This window comes from Mycobacterium sp. IS-1496, assembly GCF_001499995.1.
Classification (GTDB): domain Bacteria; phylum Actinomycetota; class Actinomycetes; order Mycobacteriales; family Mycobacteriaceae; genus Mycobacterium.
On sequence record NZ_LQIU01000034.1, the window covers coordinates 1 to 13,507 of the forward strand.

15 protein-coding genes are annotated in these 13,507 nt (G+C 69.9%); 5 read left to right on the forward strand and 10 right to left on the reverse strand.

Annotated features, from left to right (window positions below; all coding sequences use genetic code 11):
• Positions 1 to 123: 123 nt before the first annotated feature.
• Together AU195_RS17080 and AU195_RS17085 are read right to left on the reverse strand one after the other, a co-directional pair.
• Positions 124 to 1,731: a 4-coumarate--CoA ligase family protein gene (locus AU195_RS17080; protein ID WP_059160254.1), complete on the reverse strand. Its 1,608-nt coding sequence runs from the start codon at positions 1,729 to 1,731 to the stop codon at positions 124 to 126.
• Between the two features lie 37 nt (positions 1,732 to 1,768).
• Positions 1,769 to 2,164, reverse strand: coding sequence for an MmcQ/YjbR family DNA-binding protein (locus AU195_RS17085; RefSeq protein ID WP_286149302.1), 396 nt, complete (start codon positions 2,162 to 2,164; stop codon positions 1,769 to 1,771).
• A 59-nt stretch (positions 2,165 to 2,223) separates the two neighbouring features.
• Here AU195_RS17085 and ligA point away from each other — a divergent pair, with 59 nt between their 5' ends.
• Complete coding sequence (ligA, locus tag AU195_RS17090) at positions 2,224 to 4,350, forward strand: NAD-dependent DNA ligase LigA (protein WP_059160255.1); 2,127 nt, start codon at positions 2,224 to 2,226, stop codon at positions 4,348 to 4,350.
• Here ligA and AU195_RS17095 read toward each other — a convergent pair.
• The 6 genes from AU195_RS17095 to AU195_RS17120 form a co-directional block, all read right to left on the reverse strand.
• A complete protein-coding gene (locus tag AU195_RS17095) occupies positions 4,347 to 5,909 on the reverse strand; it encodes a polyamine aminopropyltransferase (RefSeq protein WP_059160256.1) in 1,563 nt (520 codons plus the stop codon). The genes ligA and AU195_RS17095 overlap by 4 nt on opposite strands.
• Positions 5,906 to 6,361: a DUF350 domain-containing protein gene (locus AU195_RS17100; RefSeq protein WP_059160257.1), complete on the reverse strand. Its 456-nt coding sequence runs from the start codon at positions 6,359 to 6,361 to the stop codon at positions 5,906 to 5,908. The genes AU195_RS17095 and AU195_RS17100 overlap by 4 nt, the downstream gene beginning before the upstream one ends.
• Before the next feature lie 23 nt (positions 6,362 to 6,384).
• Positions 6,385 to 6,816 (reverse strand): DUF4247 domain-containing protein, encoded by a 432-nt coding sequence (locus tag AU195_RS17105; RefSeq protein ID WP_059160430.1) that lies wholly within the window; start codon positions 6,814 to 6,816, stop codon positions 6,385 to 6,387.
• Entirely contained in the window at positions 6,813 to 7,316 is a 504-nt protein-coding gene (locus AU195_RS17110) for a DUF2617 family protein (protein ID WP_059160258.1), read from the reverse strand. The genes AU195_RS17105 and AU195_RS17110 overlap by 4 nt, the downstream gene beginning before the upstream one ends.
• 9 nt (positions 7,317 to 7,325) lie before the next feature.
• Positions 7,326 to 7,934, reverse strand: coding sequence for a DUF4178 domain-containing protein (locus AU195_RS17115; protein ID WP_059160259.1), 609 nt, complete (start codon positions 7,932 to 7,934; stop codon positions 7,326 to 7,328).
• Positions 7,935 to 8,027: 93 nt separating this feature from the next.
• Positions 8,028 to 8,609 carry a hemerythrin domain-containing protein gene (locus AU195_RS17120; RefSeq protein ID WP_059160260.1) on the reverse strand — a complete coding sequence of 194 codons (582 nt, stop codon included), beginning with the start codon at positions 8,607 to 8,609 and terminating at the stop codon, positions 8,028 to 8,030.
• 151 nt (positions 8,610 to 8,760) lie between these two features.
• On the opposite strand from AU195_RS17120, the gene AU195_RS17125 reads away from it, so the two are divergent.
• A complete protein-coding gene (locus AU195_RS17125; RefSeq protein ID WP_059160261.1) occupies positions 8,761 to 9,015 on the forward strand; it encodes a metallothionein in 255 nt (84 codons plus the stop codon).
• Positions 9,016 to 9,021: 6 nt separating this feature from the next.
• Here the strand turns inward: AU195_RS17125 and AU195_RS17130 are convergent, their stop codons facing one another.
• Positions 9,022 to 9,678: an ACT domain-containing protein gene (locus AU195_RS17130; RefSeq protein WP_059160431.1), complete on the reverse strand. Its 657-nt coding sequence runs from the start codon at positions 9,676 to 9,678 to the stop codon at positions 9,022 to 9,024.
• 103 nt (positions 9,679 to 9,781) lie between these two features.
• On the opposite strand from AU195_RS17130, the gene gatC reads away from it, so the two are divergent.
• The 3 genes from gatC to AU195_RS17145 all read left to right on the forward strand — a co-directional run bounded on the left by gatC (position 9,782) and on the right by AU195_RS17145 (position 12,679).
• Positions 9,782 to 10,081 (forward strand): Asp-tRNA(Asn)/Glu-tRNA(Gln) amidotransferase subunit GatC, encoded by a 300-nt coding sequence (gene gatC / locus AU195_RS17135; RefSeq protein WP_059160432.1) that lies wholly within the window; start codon positions 9,782 to 9,784, stop codon positions 10,079 to 10,081.
• Positions 10,078 to 11,559 carry an Asp-tRNA(Asn)/Glu-tRNA(Gln) amidotransferase subunit GatA gene (gene gatA, locus AU195_RS17140; protein WP_059160262.1) on the forward strand — a complete coding sequence of 494 codons (1,482 nt, stop codon included), beginning with the start codon at positions 10,078 to 10,080 and terminating at the stop codon, positions 11,557 to 11,559. The genes gatC and gatA overlap by 4 nt, the downstream gene beginning before the upstream one ends.
• Positions 11,560 to 11,647: 88 nt before the next feature.
• Complete coding sequence (locus tag AU195_RS17145; RefSeq protein ID WP_059093607.1) at positions 11,648 to 12,679, forward strand: ATP-dependent 6-phosphofructokinase; 1,032 nt, start codon at positions 11,648 to 11,650, stop codon at positions 12,677 to 12,679.
• On the opposite strand, the gene AU195_RS17150 is transcribed toward AU195_RS17145, so the two are convergent.
• On the reverse strand, positions 12,649 to 13,374 hold the full coding sequence (locus tag AU195_RS17150; RefSeq protein ID WP_059160263.1) for a cutinase family protein: 726 nt from the start codon (positions 13,372 to 13,374) through the stop codon (positions 12,649 to 12,651). The genes AU195_RS17145 and AU195_RS17150 overlap by 31 nt on opposite strands.
• Positions 13,375 to 13,507: the final 133 nt, after the last annotated feature.

The window sequence follows — 13,507 nt, forward strand, 5'->3', positions numbered from 1 at the left end:
GCATCCGCGACCGCAACACCAAATGACCGCCCACAACACACTCCAATCAAGAAGGGTGTTGCATCCACCGCTTGAAACCGCCGCCGAGATCGCGATCTACGCGCAAAGTCGATGGTGAGCGAGCTAGTGGCGCAAGTCCTTTCGCAAGATCTTGCCCGAGGCCGACTTCGGGATCGCCTCGATGAACTCGACCTTGCGCACCTTCTTGTACGGCGCCACCTGGCCCGCTACGAACTCCATCACCTCGGCCTCGGTCAACGACGCCCCGGGCTGGCGCACCACGAACGCCTTGGGCACCTCTTCGCCGGATTCGGTGTCGACGACGCCGATCACCGCCACATCGGCGACCGCATCGTGTGAGAGCAGCACCGCCTCGAGTTCGGCGGGTGGCACCTGGTAGCCCTTGTACTTGATCAGCTCCTTGAGCCGGTCGACGATGTACACACAGCCGTGTTCGTCCACCTGGGCCAGGTCGCCGGTGTGCAACCACCCGTCGTCGTCGATGGTCTCGCGGGTGGCCTCCTCGTTGTTGAGGTAGCCGGCCATCACGTTCGGGCCGCGGAACCACAGCTCACCGGTGGTGCTCATACCGCTTGGCGGAATGTCGATCTCGCCGCCCGTCTCCGGATCGGTGAGCCGGCTCTCCGAGTTCGGCACGGTCCATCCGCTCGACGCCAGTGGCGCCGCCGTGCCGACCATCTCCACGCCACCGTCGAACGGTGTGACGTGGCTGACCGGGCTCAGCTCGCTCATCCCGTAGCCCTGCACCACCGCACACCCCAGGCGCTCGGCGACGGCCCGGCCGAGATCTGCGTCGAGCGGGGCGGCGCCGGACATGATGCCCTGCAGTGAGGAGAGGTCGTACTCGTCGATCAACGGGTGCTTGGCCAGCGCCACCGCGACCGGCGGCGCGATGAACGCATACGTGCACTTGTGGTCGGCGATGTTGGCGAGGAACTCGGTGAGATCGAAGCTCGGCATGATCACCAGTGCCGCCCGGGCGTGCAGAGCGGCGTTGAGCAGCACCGTCATCCCGTAGATGTGGAAGAACGGCAGCACGGCCAGGATCCGGTCGTCGGCCGTCATCCCCTGCACCGGCCGGATCTGCGCGACGTTGGCCGTCAGGTTGCGGTGGGTGAGCATGACGCCCTTGGGGTTGCCGGTCGTGCCCGAGCTGTAGGGCAGCACCGCGAGGTGCGTGGCCGGGTCGAAACTCACCTCCGGCGGCGCGAAACCGGGGCCGAGCAGGTCGGCGGCGTTGGGGTGTCCGTCGGCGGCCGCGCCGGGACCGTCGAGCACGATGATGCGGTCGTCGGCGAGCCCCACGGCGGCGGCGCCCTCGGCGGCGTGGGCGAGCAGCGGCGTCACGGTGACGAGCATCGTGGCCTGCGAGTCGGCCAGTTGTTTGGCGACATCCTTCGCCGTGAACAGCGCATTGATCGTGGTGGCGGTCGCGCCGGCGCGCAGGATGCCGTGGAAGGCGATCGCGAACGCCGAACTGTTGGGCGCGAGCAACCCGACGACGTCGCCGACCCCGACGCCGCGGTAGGCGAGCGCGCCGGCGAAGGCGTCGATACGGGCGAGCATCTCGCCGTAGGTCATCTGATCGCCGGAGCGGGTGTCGATCAGGGCGACCCGCGCGGCGTCGGTGTCGCTGAGGTCGTTGAACAGATAGTCGTAAACGCTGGTCGTCGGGATCTGGACGGCGGGGTACGGGCTCGCGAAACTCATGGTGTCCCGATCGAACCACGACCGGCGGCCCGCGCGGTCAGAGTCCGTCGAGTTGCTTGACCAACCGGCGTGGCGCCACCAACCGGAACGAGGCGTCGACGAGTTCGCGCACCTCGTCCCAGTCCACCTCGGCCCGGTCGAAGTCGAGTCCCAGCCAGCCGGACGGCCCCAGGTAGGCGGGCAGGAAGAAGCGGTCGTCGGCCTGCAATGCCTCGCGGTCGGACTCGTCGACCTTGACCAGCACGCAGTGGGAGACGGTGGTCATCGCCCCGGTCTCCTTGGTGCTGCCGCCGTACATAGCGAACATCTTCGACACGAAGAAGCACGGCCGTCCGTGTGACACCTTCTCGTAGGCCTCCGGGTAGCCGAGGGCGATCTCCCTGACCTCGGCCAGCCCGGGGTCGTCGTCGCGGAACATGATCGGATGCGGCACAACCGCCAGGCTAGGGCTTGGCTCGGAAGTTTGTCAGCGGGCTTCGATAGCCTTCGGGGGTGAGCGCGAAGTCGACCCCGGACGCCGAGCCGCAGGAGCAGGCCACCGAAGCCGAGGCAGAACTGCGCCACCGGTGGCAGGCGCTCGCCGACGAGGTCCGCGACCACCAGTTCCGCTATTACGTGCGGGACGCGCCGATCGTCTCCGACGCCGAATTCGACAAGCTCTTCGGACAACTCGAGGCGCTGGAGGCGGCACACCCCGAGCTGCGTACCCCGGATTCGCCGACCCAGCTGGTCGGCGGGGCCGGGTTCGCCACCGACTTCACGTCCGCCGAGCACCTGGAGCGGATGCTGAGCCTCGATGACGTCTTCAACGTCGACGAGCTCACCGCCTGGGCGACCCGGGTCCGGGCCGAGGTCGGCGACGACGCGGCCTATCTGTGCGAGCTGAAGGTCGACGGCCTGGCGCTGGCACTGGTGTACCGCGACGGGCGGCTGGAACGCGCCGCGACGCGCGGTGACGGCAGGGTCGGCGAGGATGTCACGCTCAACGCCCGCACCCTCGACGACGTGCCCGAACGGCTGGCCGAGTCCGAGGAGTACCCCCACCCGGCGGTGCTCGAGGTCCGCGGTGAGGTGTTCTTCCGGGTCGCCGACTTCGAAGCGCTCAACGCGGGCCTGGTCGCCGAGGGCAAAGCGCCGTTCGCCAATCCCCGCAACAGCGCGGCCGGCTCCCTGCGCCAGAAAAATCCCGCGGTCACCGCGCGCCGCCCGCTGCGGATGGTGTGCCACGGCATCGGCCACACCGAGGGATTCAGCCCCGACAGCCTGCACGAGGCCTATGTGGCACTGCGTGCCTGGGGGCTGCCGGTGTCCGACCACACCGCCCGCGTGCAGGGCATCGACGCGGTGCAGGAGCGCATCGCGTACTGGGGCGAGCACCGCCACGACATCGAACACGAAATCGACGGTGTGGTGGTCAAACTGGACCAGATCACGCTGCAGCGCCGGCTCGGCGCGACGTCACGCGCGCCGCGGTGGGCGGTGGCGTACAAGTATCCGCCCGAAGAGGCGCAGACCAAGCTGCTCGACATCCGGGTCAACGTGGGCCGTACGGGTCGCGTCACCCCGTTCGCCTACATGGAGCCGGTGAAGGTGGCCGGTTCCACCGTCGGCCTGGCGACGCTGCACAACGCGTCGGAGGTCAAGCGCAAGGGCGTGCTGATCGGCGACACCGTGGTGATCCGCAAGGCCGGTGACGTCATCCCCGAGGTGCTGGGCCCGGTGGTCGATCTGCGCGACGGCTCCGAACGCGAGTTCGTGATGCCGACGCACTGCCCCGAGTGCGGTACCGAACTGGCCCCCGCCAAGGAGGGCGACGCCGACATCCGCTGCCCCAACGCGCGCACCTGCCCGGCGCAGTTGCGGGAGCGGGTGTTCCACGTCGCGGGCCGCGGCGCCTTCGACATCGAGGGCCTCGGGTACGAGGCGGGGATCGCGCTGTTGCAGGCCGGCGTCATCACCGACGAGGGCGACCTGTTCACGCTCACCGAGGACGACCTGCTGCGCACCGAGTTGTTCACCACCAAGGGCGGCGCGGTGTCGGCCAACGGCAGGCGGCTGCTGGCCAACCTCGGCAAGGCCAAGGCCCAGCCGCTGTGGCGGGTGCTGGTGGCCTTGTCGATCCGCCACGTCGGGCCGACGGCGGCCCGGGCGCTGGCCACCGAGTTCGGCAGCCTCGACGCGATCATCGAGGCCTCCGAGGAACAACTCGCCGCGACCGAAGGCGTCGGCCCGACGATCGCCGCCGCCGTCAAGGAGTGGTTCACCGTCGACTGGCACTGCGCGATCGTCGAGAAGTGGCGCGCCGCGGGCGTGCGGATGGCCGACGAACGCGATGCGAGCATCGCCCGCACGCTGGAGGGACTGTCGATCGTGGTGACCGGGTCACTGGCCGGGTTCTCGCGCGACGGGGCCAAGGAGGCGATCATCGCCCGCGGCGGTAAGGCCGCCGGGTCGGTGTCGAAGAAGACCGCCTATGTGGTCGCCGGCGACTCACCCGGATCCAAGTACGACAAGGCCATCGAACTCGGTGTGCCCGTCCTCGACGAGGACGGCTTCCGCCGCCTGCTGGAGAATGGGCCCGAGGAGCCGGCGGACGGACCCGGGGAGCCGGCGGACTAGCGGTATCCCCGCCGGATGTCGTCGACGATCCGCGGGTGTTCCAGCGTCGACGGTTCCAGCCGTTGCGGGCCGACGTCGGCGGAGAACACCGTGGCGGCGTCGAGCACCTCCTGGTTCAGGAACCGCAGTGGCGCAACGTCGTTAGGCACGGTTGGCACCGGCGGGGTCTGACCGAGACGGGCCAGGGCGAAACCCCAGTCGCCGAAGGTCGGTACGTGCACGTGATACGGCGTGACCGCGAAACCCGCGGACTCGATCGTCGACACCGTGCGCCAGAACGCCGTCGGCGTCGAGTACGGGCTGCCGGCCTGCACCACCATCAGCCCGTCGGGCGCGACTGCGCGCGTGACCAGTGTGTAGAACTCCGTCGAGTACAGCCGGCCCAGCACCGGGTTGTCCGGGTCGGGCAGATCGACGATCACCGCGTCGAACGTCCGGTCGACGGTGCGCAACCACGTCATCGCATCGTCGACCACGACCGTGACCCGCGGATCGTCGAGGGCGTCGCGATTCGCCCCGCGCAGCGTCGTGCGGGCCAGGTCGATCACGGCGGGGTCCAGCTCCACCTGCGTGATGTGCTCCGTACTCCTGTGGCGCAACAACTCTCGGGCCGCCAACCCGTCTCCGCCGCCGAGGATCAGCGCTGAGCGGGCGCCCTGGCCGAGCGCCGGGTAGACCAGGCTCTCGGTGTACCGGAACTCATCACGGGTGGAGAACTGCAGACCACCGTCGAGGTACAGGCGCATGTCGTCGCCGCGCCTGGTCACGACGATCTCCTGGTACGGCGAGCGCGCGAACGCCACGATCGGATCGTTGTAAAGCCGCTGGCGCGTGGTGGTCTCGATCCCGTCGGCGCGGATCAGCAGCGTCACCAACAGCAGCAGCGCGGCGGTCAGCGCCCCCAGCGCCACGGCGAGTTGCCGGCCGGAGACGATGTGGCGCAACAGGAACACCGCGACGACGGCGGCCGCGACCAGGTTGATGACCCCGGTGGCGGCGGCGCCGCGGATCATCCCGAGGTGGGGGAGCAGCAGGAACGGCCACAGCAGGCCGCCGACGAGCGCTCCGAAGTAGTCGGCGGCGTTGAGGTTCGCCAGCACCCGGCCGCTGTCGGCGGCGCCGGCGGTGCGACCGCGCTGCAGCAGCGTCATCAGCAGCGGCACCTCGGCGCCGACCAGTCCGCCGATCAGCGCCGTGCCCACCACCAGCACCCACGTCGAACCGCCGATGAACGCGAACGTGACGTAAAGCGCGGCGGCGGACAACCCGCCGATGACCCCGAGCAGCGTCTCGACGGCGACGAACGTGATCGCGGCGTGGCCCAGCAGCGGTTTGACCGCCAGCGCACCCGCCCCGAGCGCCGCCACGTAGCCGGCGACGATCAGCGAGGTCGCGACGATGCCGCCGCCGTGCATGCTCGACGACAGGGTCAGCAACGCCAATTCGTACACCAGACCGCATGCGGCGCAGGCGGCGACGGCCGCCAGCAGCAGCGCCCGCCACCGCGTCGACGGCCGGCCGGTCGCCGGGTCGGCGGGCGCGGGTTCCGTCGTCGTCATGACAGCGCGGCGGCGTTCACCCCTCCCACCGCCAGCAGCACGACCGCCGTCGCGATCGCCGAGGGGTGCAGGCGCTCGGCTTCGATCAGATCGCGAAAGCGTCCGGGCACCGCCACCTCGAGCACCACCAGCGCCACCCCCTGCAGCAGGACCCCGACGATGCCGTAGACGGCGGCGTCGACCAGACCCTGACCGAGCTCGTTCGAGCTGGCGATGATCGCGGACACCACCACGATGGCCAGCGCCGCATACATTCCGGCGGCGACCGCCACGGCGTTGGGCCGGTACTCGACGAACACCAGGTGGCGCAGGCTGCCAGGCGTCAGCAGGTCCATCAACCCGAACCCGGCCGCCAGCACCAGGGCGCCGACCACGAAGTACAGGATCGCCGCCACCACGTTCTGGGTGAGGCTCTCACCGCTGATGGTGCCGAATTCGACGGCCAGGTACATCGGATGCTCCTTCGTGGGTGGTGTCACTTCGAACCGCCGGGACCGCCCGGGCTGCCACCCGACCCACCGGACGGTGAGCCGGGGAAGAAGCCGGGCCCGAGGAAGATGAATCCGCCCGAGCTGTAGCGGGCGCCGAGCTCCTCGACGCGGATGGTGCAGGGGCGGGTGCCGTCCGGGCCGACGATGACGATCTCGTCGTCGTAACGCAGGTACGTCGTCCCGCGGTCTGTCGTGCGGGCCTCGGGCGGCACCTGGGCGGCCAGCTCGTCGGCCACCGTGCTCGGCGATCCGCTGCAGGTGTAGTCGGTGCCGTCGGTGTCGCCGGCGTACCGCGAGTAGTTCGTGGCGACGTGATCGCGGATGTTGCCGCCCATCAACGACATTCCGAGCAGCAGGCAGATGACCCCGCCTACGGCGAGGGCGCCGGACAGCGTGAACAGGCCGGTGCGGGTCACGGGCGCCACCGGCTCGACGTGTGGACGGCGGTGCCGCCGTCGGCGGCGGGGTAGAGATGCCACGTCCACCACCGCCAGCCAGGCCCGTCGGGGCGCGCCTGCAGGACGGTCAGCGCGGCGTCGTCGCCGGGGAAGCGGCCACCGAGGGTGTTGCGGTCGGTCAGACAGCGTTCGTGCAGCCGTGCCACCAACTCCGCGAATTGCGTTGCGCCGCAGGTCGTCGTCTCGGAATCGAAGCGGTAACCGCGGGCGTCGTGACGGCCGGGCAGTGCGCGGCCGTGTGCATGGGCCGAACACGACACCTCTTCGCTGAACCGGCCCGCGGGATGCTCCACGGTCACGATGTGCGAGGCGCCGAGCACACCGAGGACCAGCGCGCCGCCGCGGCGATGCGGCAGTCGGATGCTGGCCAGCGGTGCCGGGGCGGGTGCGTCGAGGGCCAGCCCGAGCGCGGCGCCGTCGACGTCGGCGGGGGCCACGGCGAGTTGGTGGAACGGCAAGGTGCTGCCCTAGGAGCCGGCCGGGGGAGCCGGGTAGACGGTGAGCTCACCGGCACGCACCGTGCGCCCGAGCGAGATCTCCCACGGCATCTCGGGCGCCCAGCGTTCGAACCCCAGCAGGGCGTCGCCGGTGTTGTCGGCATAGTCGACGAATTCCATGTCGCCACCCGGGGGCAGGCCGGTGGTGCCCTCGGTGGTGTACGAGGCGCGGCCGTGTTCGATCTCGACGAATCCGATGCCGTCGACGACATGAGATCCACCCGGCTGCAGTTGCAGGTCGGGGCGACGGGTCCACATCGCGAGTTCGAGGCGCCCCTCGTCCTCCTCGACGCTGAACCAGACCGGTTCGTCGCCGCCTTCGAGCAGGTGTTCCCACCAGACGAACGGGCCCTGGCGCAGGGTCACCGAACCCCGGACGACGAGGTCGACACCGCCGTAGCTGACGATGGCGCCGGGCCCGAGTTGGCGGGGACCGAACTCCTGCGGCATCGAGAACCGCAGCGGATCGGTGCGCTGCGGGGCCGGCTTCGGCTTCTTCGAGCGCCGCACGGCCAGCACCAGGGCGATGACTGCGCCGGCGAACAGCGCGATGGCCAGCACGATCAGGAACGTTCCCACGCAGAAGCCTTCCGGACGGCGGAGTCGTCGGTCTCATTCGACCGTAACAGCCGCCGGCCGGAAGGCTCGGCGCGATTCTGGTTGGGCGGCGGGTCAGGCGGCGCCGCGCAGCGCGTCGCGCGCCCGGTCGATCAGCGAGGCGAACGGGCCGAGTGCGAAGTTCGCGGTTGCCGATTCGACGCCGGCGTGCGGGTGGGTCGGCGCGATGCGCTCGGCGACCTGGACCGCGACGGCGAGGCGTTCGAGCTCCTCGGATTCGAGATGCTCTGTGAGAAGTGGGAACTCCTCGGCCTCTTCCTTCTCGGCGTGCTCGAGGACGGCCGCCTGCAGATGGATCAACCCCTTGGTGAACTCCGCGGTGTCGATGTCGAGCTTCTCGAGTTCGCTCAGAGCGACCTTCGAGTCGTGCTCCTCGGCGAGGCGCGCGTCGACGACCGCGCCCGCTCCCTCGATCTTGCGACGCACCCGCGGGTGCACCATCATCTCCTCGGCCGTCTCGTGGACCGCCAGCATGGTGCGCAGCCGGGTGAACTTCTCACGCTTGGTGTCGGCGTCGGCCGCGTCGAGCGTCTCGACGAACAGCTGCCGGATCGCTTGGTGTTGCGCCTCGAGGTAGTCGACGACGTCCTGACCGGTGTTGATGGGCTTCTGAGCCACGCGAGGAAACCTCCGCATGTCGGTGGAAAAGGTCGGCGCAGTGGGCTGCGCGCCGATCGGTCCAATACCCCTGGGGTGCAAGCGCGAAACGATGCGGCGGGTTTGGCGGCCGAGCCCCTGGGAACCCCTGGGGTCACGAAGACAACAGGGAGACAACAGGGAGGACTCCATGGCGACCTGCGACACCTGCGGCAACCACTACGACAAGGCGTTCACCGTGACGTGGGCCGACGGACGCAGTGCGACGTTCGACAGCATCGAGTGCGCGGCGGTCCAGCTGGCGCCCGAATGCGCGCACTGCGGATGCCGGATCCTCGGGCACGGGATCGAGACGGAAGAGGCGATCTTCTGCTGTGCCCACTGCGCCCGCAAGGACACCAACGCCGACGTCAACGACCGCTACCCGGTTCCGGCGGGCGGCTGAGCACCGCTACCGCAGGATCGTCGTGACGATGCCTGCGAGATAGCCGAGCCGCGCGACCTCTGACGGCCGGAAGGCCGGTCCGCCCGGGCGGCCCAGCACCACCGCGGTGTGGTGGTCGCCGAGCGGCGCCGCCGCCAGCGTGGTGTCCATGTCGCGCCACACCTGCGGCACCCATTCGGCGGAGGCGTCGAGCGCCTCGGCATGCGCCAGCGGCAGCCAGGGCGCGCTCTCGGCCTGTGTTTCCGGGGCGCCATGGCTGCCGACGATGCGCTGCAGGCCGGAATCGGCGGTGCGCACGACCGTGCACCAGCCCACGCGCAGGACCCGCGGCGCCTCGTCGGCGAGCACCTGCAGCTTCTGCGCCCTGGGCGCCGCCGCGATGTGGTCGATCAACTCGAGTTCACGATGCGCTTCGAGCAGCCCGGTGTGGGGGCGGATGGTGTCGACGTAGACGCCGGTGAGACTTTCGGCCGCGGTGATCACCCGGTCGGGCATCGTCCCCGCGGGCAGGTCGACCACGAGATCGTCGATCGCGTAACCGGCCACTCGTTCGACCACGTCGAGCGACAGGATGTCCGCGCCCACCGAGCCCAGAGCCACGGCGAGCGAGCCGAGCCGGCCGGGCCGGTCCTCGACCTGAACTCGCAGTAGATAGGAAGGCACGGCGACCACTTTCGCATGGACCGCCCCGCGAAGCGACTTGCGAAACCGCGGTGCTCAGCGCCGCCGACCCGCGCCGCGTGGCCCCCGACTAGGCTTCGTGGTCGTGTCACAGATCTCCCGAGACGAGGTGGCCCACCTGGCCCGACTGGCCCGCCTGGCGCTGAGCGATGATGAACTCGACAGCTTCGCCGGCCAGTTGGACGCCATCCTGGGCCACGTCAGCGCGATCCAGTCCGTCGACGTCACCGGTGTACGGCCGACCGGCAACCCGCTGACCGACGTCAACGTCATGCGCCCCGACATGGTGGTGCCCGGCCTCACCCAGGACCAGGCGCTCGACGCCGCACCGAAGGCCGTCGACGGACGCTTCGCCGTCCCGCGCATCCTGAGGGAGCCCGAATGAGCGACCTCATCCGCGAGAACGCCGCCACGCTGGCCGGGCGCATCGCCGCCAAGGAGATCTCGTCGACCGAACTCACCCGGGCGTGCCTGGACCAGATCGCCGACACCGACGAGCGTTACCACGCGTTCCTGCACGTGGCCGCCGCCGAGGCGCTCGCCGAAGCCGCCCGCATCGACTCCGCGGTGGCCGCCGGTGAGCGTCTGCCGTCACCGCTGGCTGGGGTGCCGATCGCGCTCAAGGACGTGTTCACCACCACCGACATGCCGACGACCTGCGGGTCGAAGATCCTCGAGGGTTGGCGCTCTCCCTACGACGCCACCGTCACGGTGCGGCTGCGCGCGGCGGGGCTGCCGATCCTCGGCAAGACCAACATGGACGAGTTCGCCATGGGCAGTTCGACCGAGAACTCCGCCTACGGGCCGACCCGCAACCCGTGGGACGTCGAGCGGGTGCCCGGCGGGTCCGGCGGCGGGAGCGCGGCGGCGCTGGCGGCGTTCCAGGCGCCGCTGGCCATCGGTACCGACACCGGTGGCTCGATCCGTCAGCCTGCGGCGCTGACCGCCACCGTCGGGGTGAAGCCCACCTACGGCACCGTCTCGCGGTACGGGCTGATCGCCTGCGCGTCCTCGCTGGACCAGGGTGGGCCGTGTGCCCGCACGGTGCTCGACACCGCGCTGCTGCACCAGGTGATCGCGGGCCACGATCCCAGGGATTCCACCTCGGTGCCCGCCGAGGTACCGGACGTCGTCGCCGCCGCCCGTGCCGGTGCGTCCGGTGACCTGAGCGGTGTGCGGATCGGCGTGGTCAAGCAGTTGCGCGGCGAGGGTTATCAACCCGGTGTGCTGTCGTCGTTCACCGAGGCGGTCGAGCAACTCACCGCTCTCGGCGCCGACGTCACCGAGGTGGACTGCCCGAACTTCGACCATTCACTGGCGGCCTACTACCTGATCCTGCCGTCGGAGGTGTCGTCGAACCTCGCCCGCTTCGACGCGATGCGGTTCGGATTGCGCGCCGGCGACGACGGGACCCGCAGCGCCGAAGAAGTGATGGCGCTGACCCGGGCCGCCGGCTTCGGTCCAGAAGTCAAGCGCCGCATCATGATCGGCACCTACGCGCTGTCGGCCGGCTATTACGACGCCTACTACAACCAGGCGCAGAAGGTCCGCACCCTGATCGCCGGTGACCTCGACGCGGCGTACGGACGTGTCGACGTGCTGGTGTCTCCGGCCACCCCGACGACCGCCTTCCCGATCGGGGAGAAGGTCGACGACCCGCTGGCGATGTACCTGTTCGACCTGTGCACCCTGCCGCTGAATCTGGCCGGGCACTGCGGGATGTCGGTGCCGTCGGGCCTGTCCCCGGACGACAACCTTCCGGTCGGCCTGCAGATCATGGCGCCCGCACTGGCCGACGACCGGTTGTACCGGGTGGGTGCGGCCTACGAGGCGGCCCGCGGCCCGCTGCCGACCGCGTTGTAGGCGCCGACCGCACGGTTGGTGGACGCCAACGTCGAGTCGAGCCGCGAACAACCGTGCGCTCGACGGGAGGCACGGGGAGAATGGAGCCATGCGCATAGGAGTTCTCACCGGCGGCGGTGACTGTCCCGGCCTCAACGCGGTGATCCGGGCCGTGGTCCGCACCTGCGACGTCCGCTACGGCTCCTCGGTCGTGGGTTTCCAGGACGGCTGGCGCGGTCTGTTGGAGAACCGCCGGATCCAGTTGCGCAACGACGATCGCAACGACCGGCTGCTCGCCAAGGGCGGCACCATGCTGGGCACCGCGCGGGTGCATCCGGAGAAGCTGCGCGCCGGCCTCGACCAGATCAAGCAGACGCTCGACGACAACGGCATCGACGTGCTGATCCCGATCGGCGGTGAGGGCACCTTGACCGCCGCGCACTGGCTGTCCGAGGAGAACGTACCGGTGGTCGGCGTGCCGAAGACCATCGACAACGACATCGATTGCACCGACGTCACTTTCGGGCACGACACCGCGTTGACTGTGGCCAGCGAGGCGATCGACCGGCTGCACTCCACCGCCGAATCGCATCAGCGGGTGATGCTGGTCGAGGTGATGGGCCGCCACGCCGGCTGGATCGCGCTGAACGCCGGTCTGGCCTCCGGCGCGCACATGACCCTGATCCCCGAACAGCCCTTCGACGTCGAAGAGGTGTGCCGGTTGGTCAAACAGCGGTTCGTCCGCGGGGATTCGCATTTCATCTGTGTCGTTGCCGAGGGGGCCAAACCCGCCGAGGGCACCATGCAGTTACGGCAGGGCGGGATGGACGAATTCGGTCACGAGAAGTTCACCGGCGTGGCCCAGCAGTTGGCCATCGAGGTCGAGAAACGGGTCAACCGCGACGTCCGGGTGACGGTGCTCGGCCACGTCCAGCGCGGCGGGACTCCCACCCCCTTCGACCGGGTGCTGGCGACGCGCTTCGGCGTCAACGCCGCCGACGCCGCACACGCCGGTGAGTACGGGATGATGGTGTCGCTGCGCGGCCAGGAGATCGGCCGGGTGTCGTTGGCCGACGCGACACGTCACCTCAAGCTGGTGCCGCAGACCCGCTACGACGACGCCGCGGAGTTCTTCGGCTGAGCCTCGATGTCGCCGAGTCGGTCGGCGGCGAAGGTGGCGGCCTGGTCGATCATGCCGTTGGCACCGTATTGACTGTGCGCGAACAGGTTTGCGCCGTCCGAGGCGCAGACCGGGTCGTCGGGGATGCACTGGCTGAGCGTCTTGTCCGCATACAGCGAGCCGATCGTGATGGGCGGTGCGCTGATCGCGTCGAGGAACCGGGTCGACGGCGTGCCGAACAGGACGACGGCGGCGACGTGGTCGGCGATCTCGGGAGCCATCGGCCCCGTGATGCCGGCCGGGGGGATGTACCCGGACGGAGTCTGGTCTGCCGTCACATAACCCATGACCGCCGCGCCCTGGGAGTACCCGCCGAGCACCATCTCGGTGTCGGGGCAGGTGGCCACGATGTCGCGGATGCGGTTGCTGGTGTCGACGACCCCGTCGGCGGCGCGCGGCCAGTCCGGGCTCGCCGGATAGGCCACCGGGTAGACCCGCACCGACCTGCCGCCCAACTGTGCCTGCAACGCGTCGACGAATTCCTGACCGGCCCACCCCACGCCGGGCGCCTCGGTGGTGCCGCGCGCGAAGATGACCTCGACGTCCGGGCACGCTTCGGCGCCCGCGGCGGGCGTGCCGAGGGCCCCGACGGCCAGCGTGGCCGACCCCACCGCCGCTGCGGCGATCATGCTGCTCCAGACCCGACTGATCTTCATCCCCTGACCCCGATCCGTTGATCTTGATCGACACTTTAGCCCCCCTTATTAACCGATGCGACCAGGCGTCATCGCCCCGAGGTGGGGGCTTCGTCACCCCGCACACCGCGGTGTTGTCCGCGTCGCTTCCGGG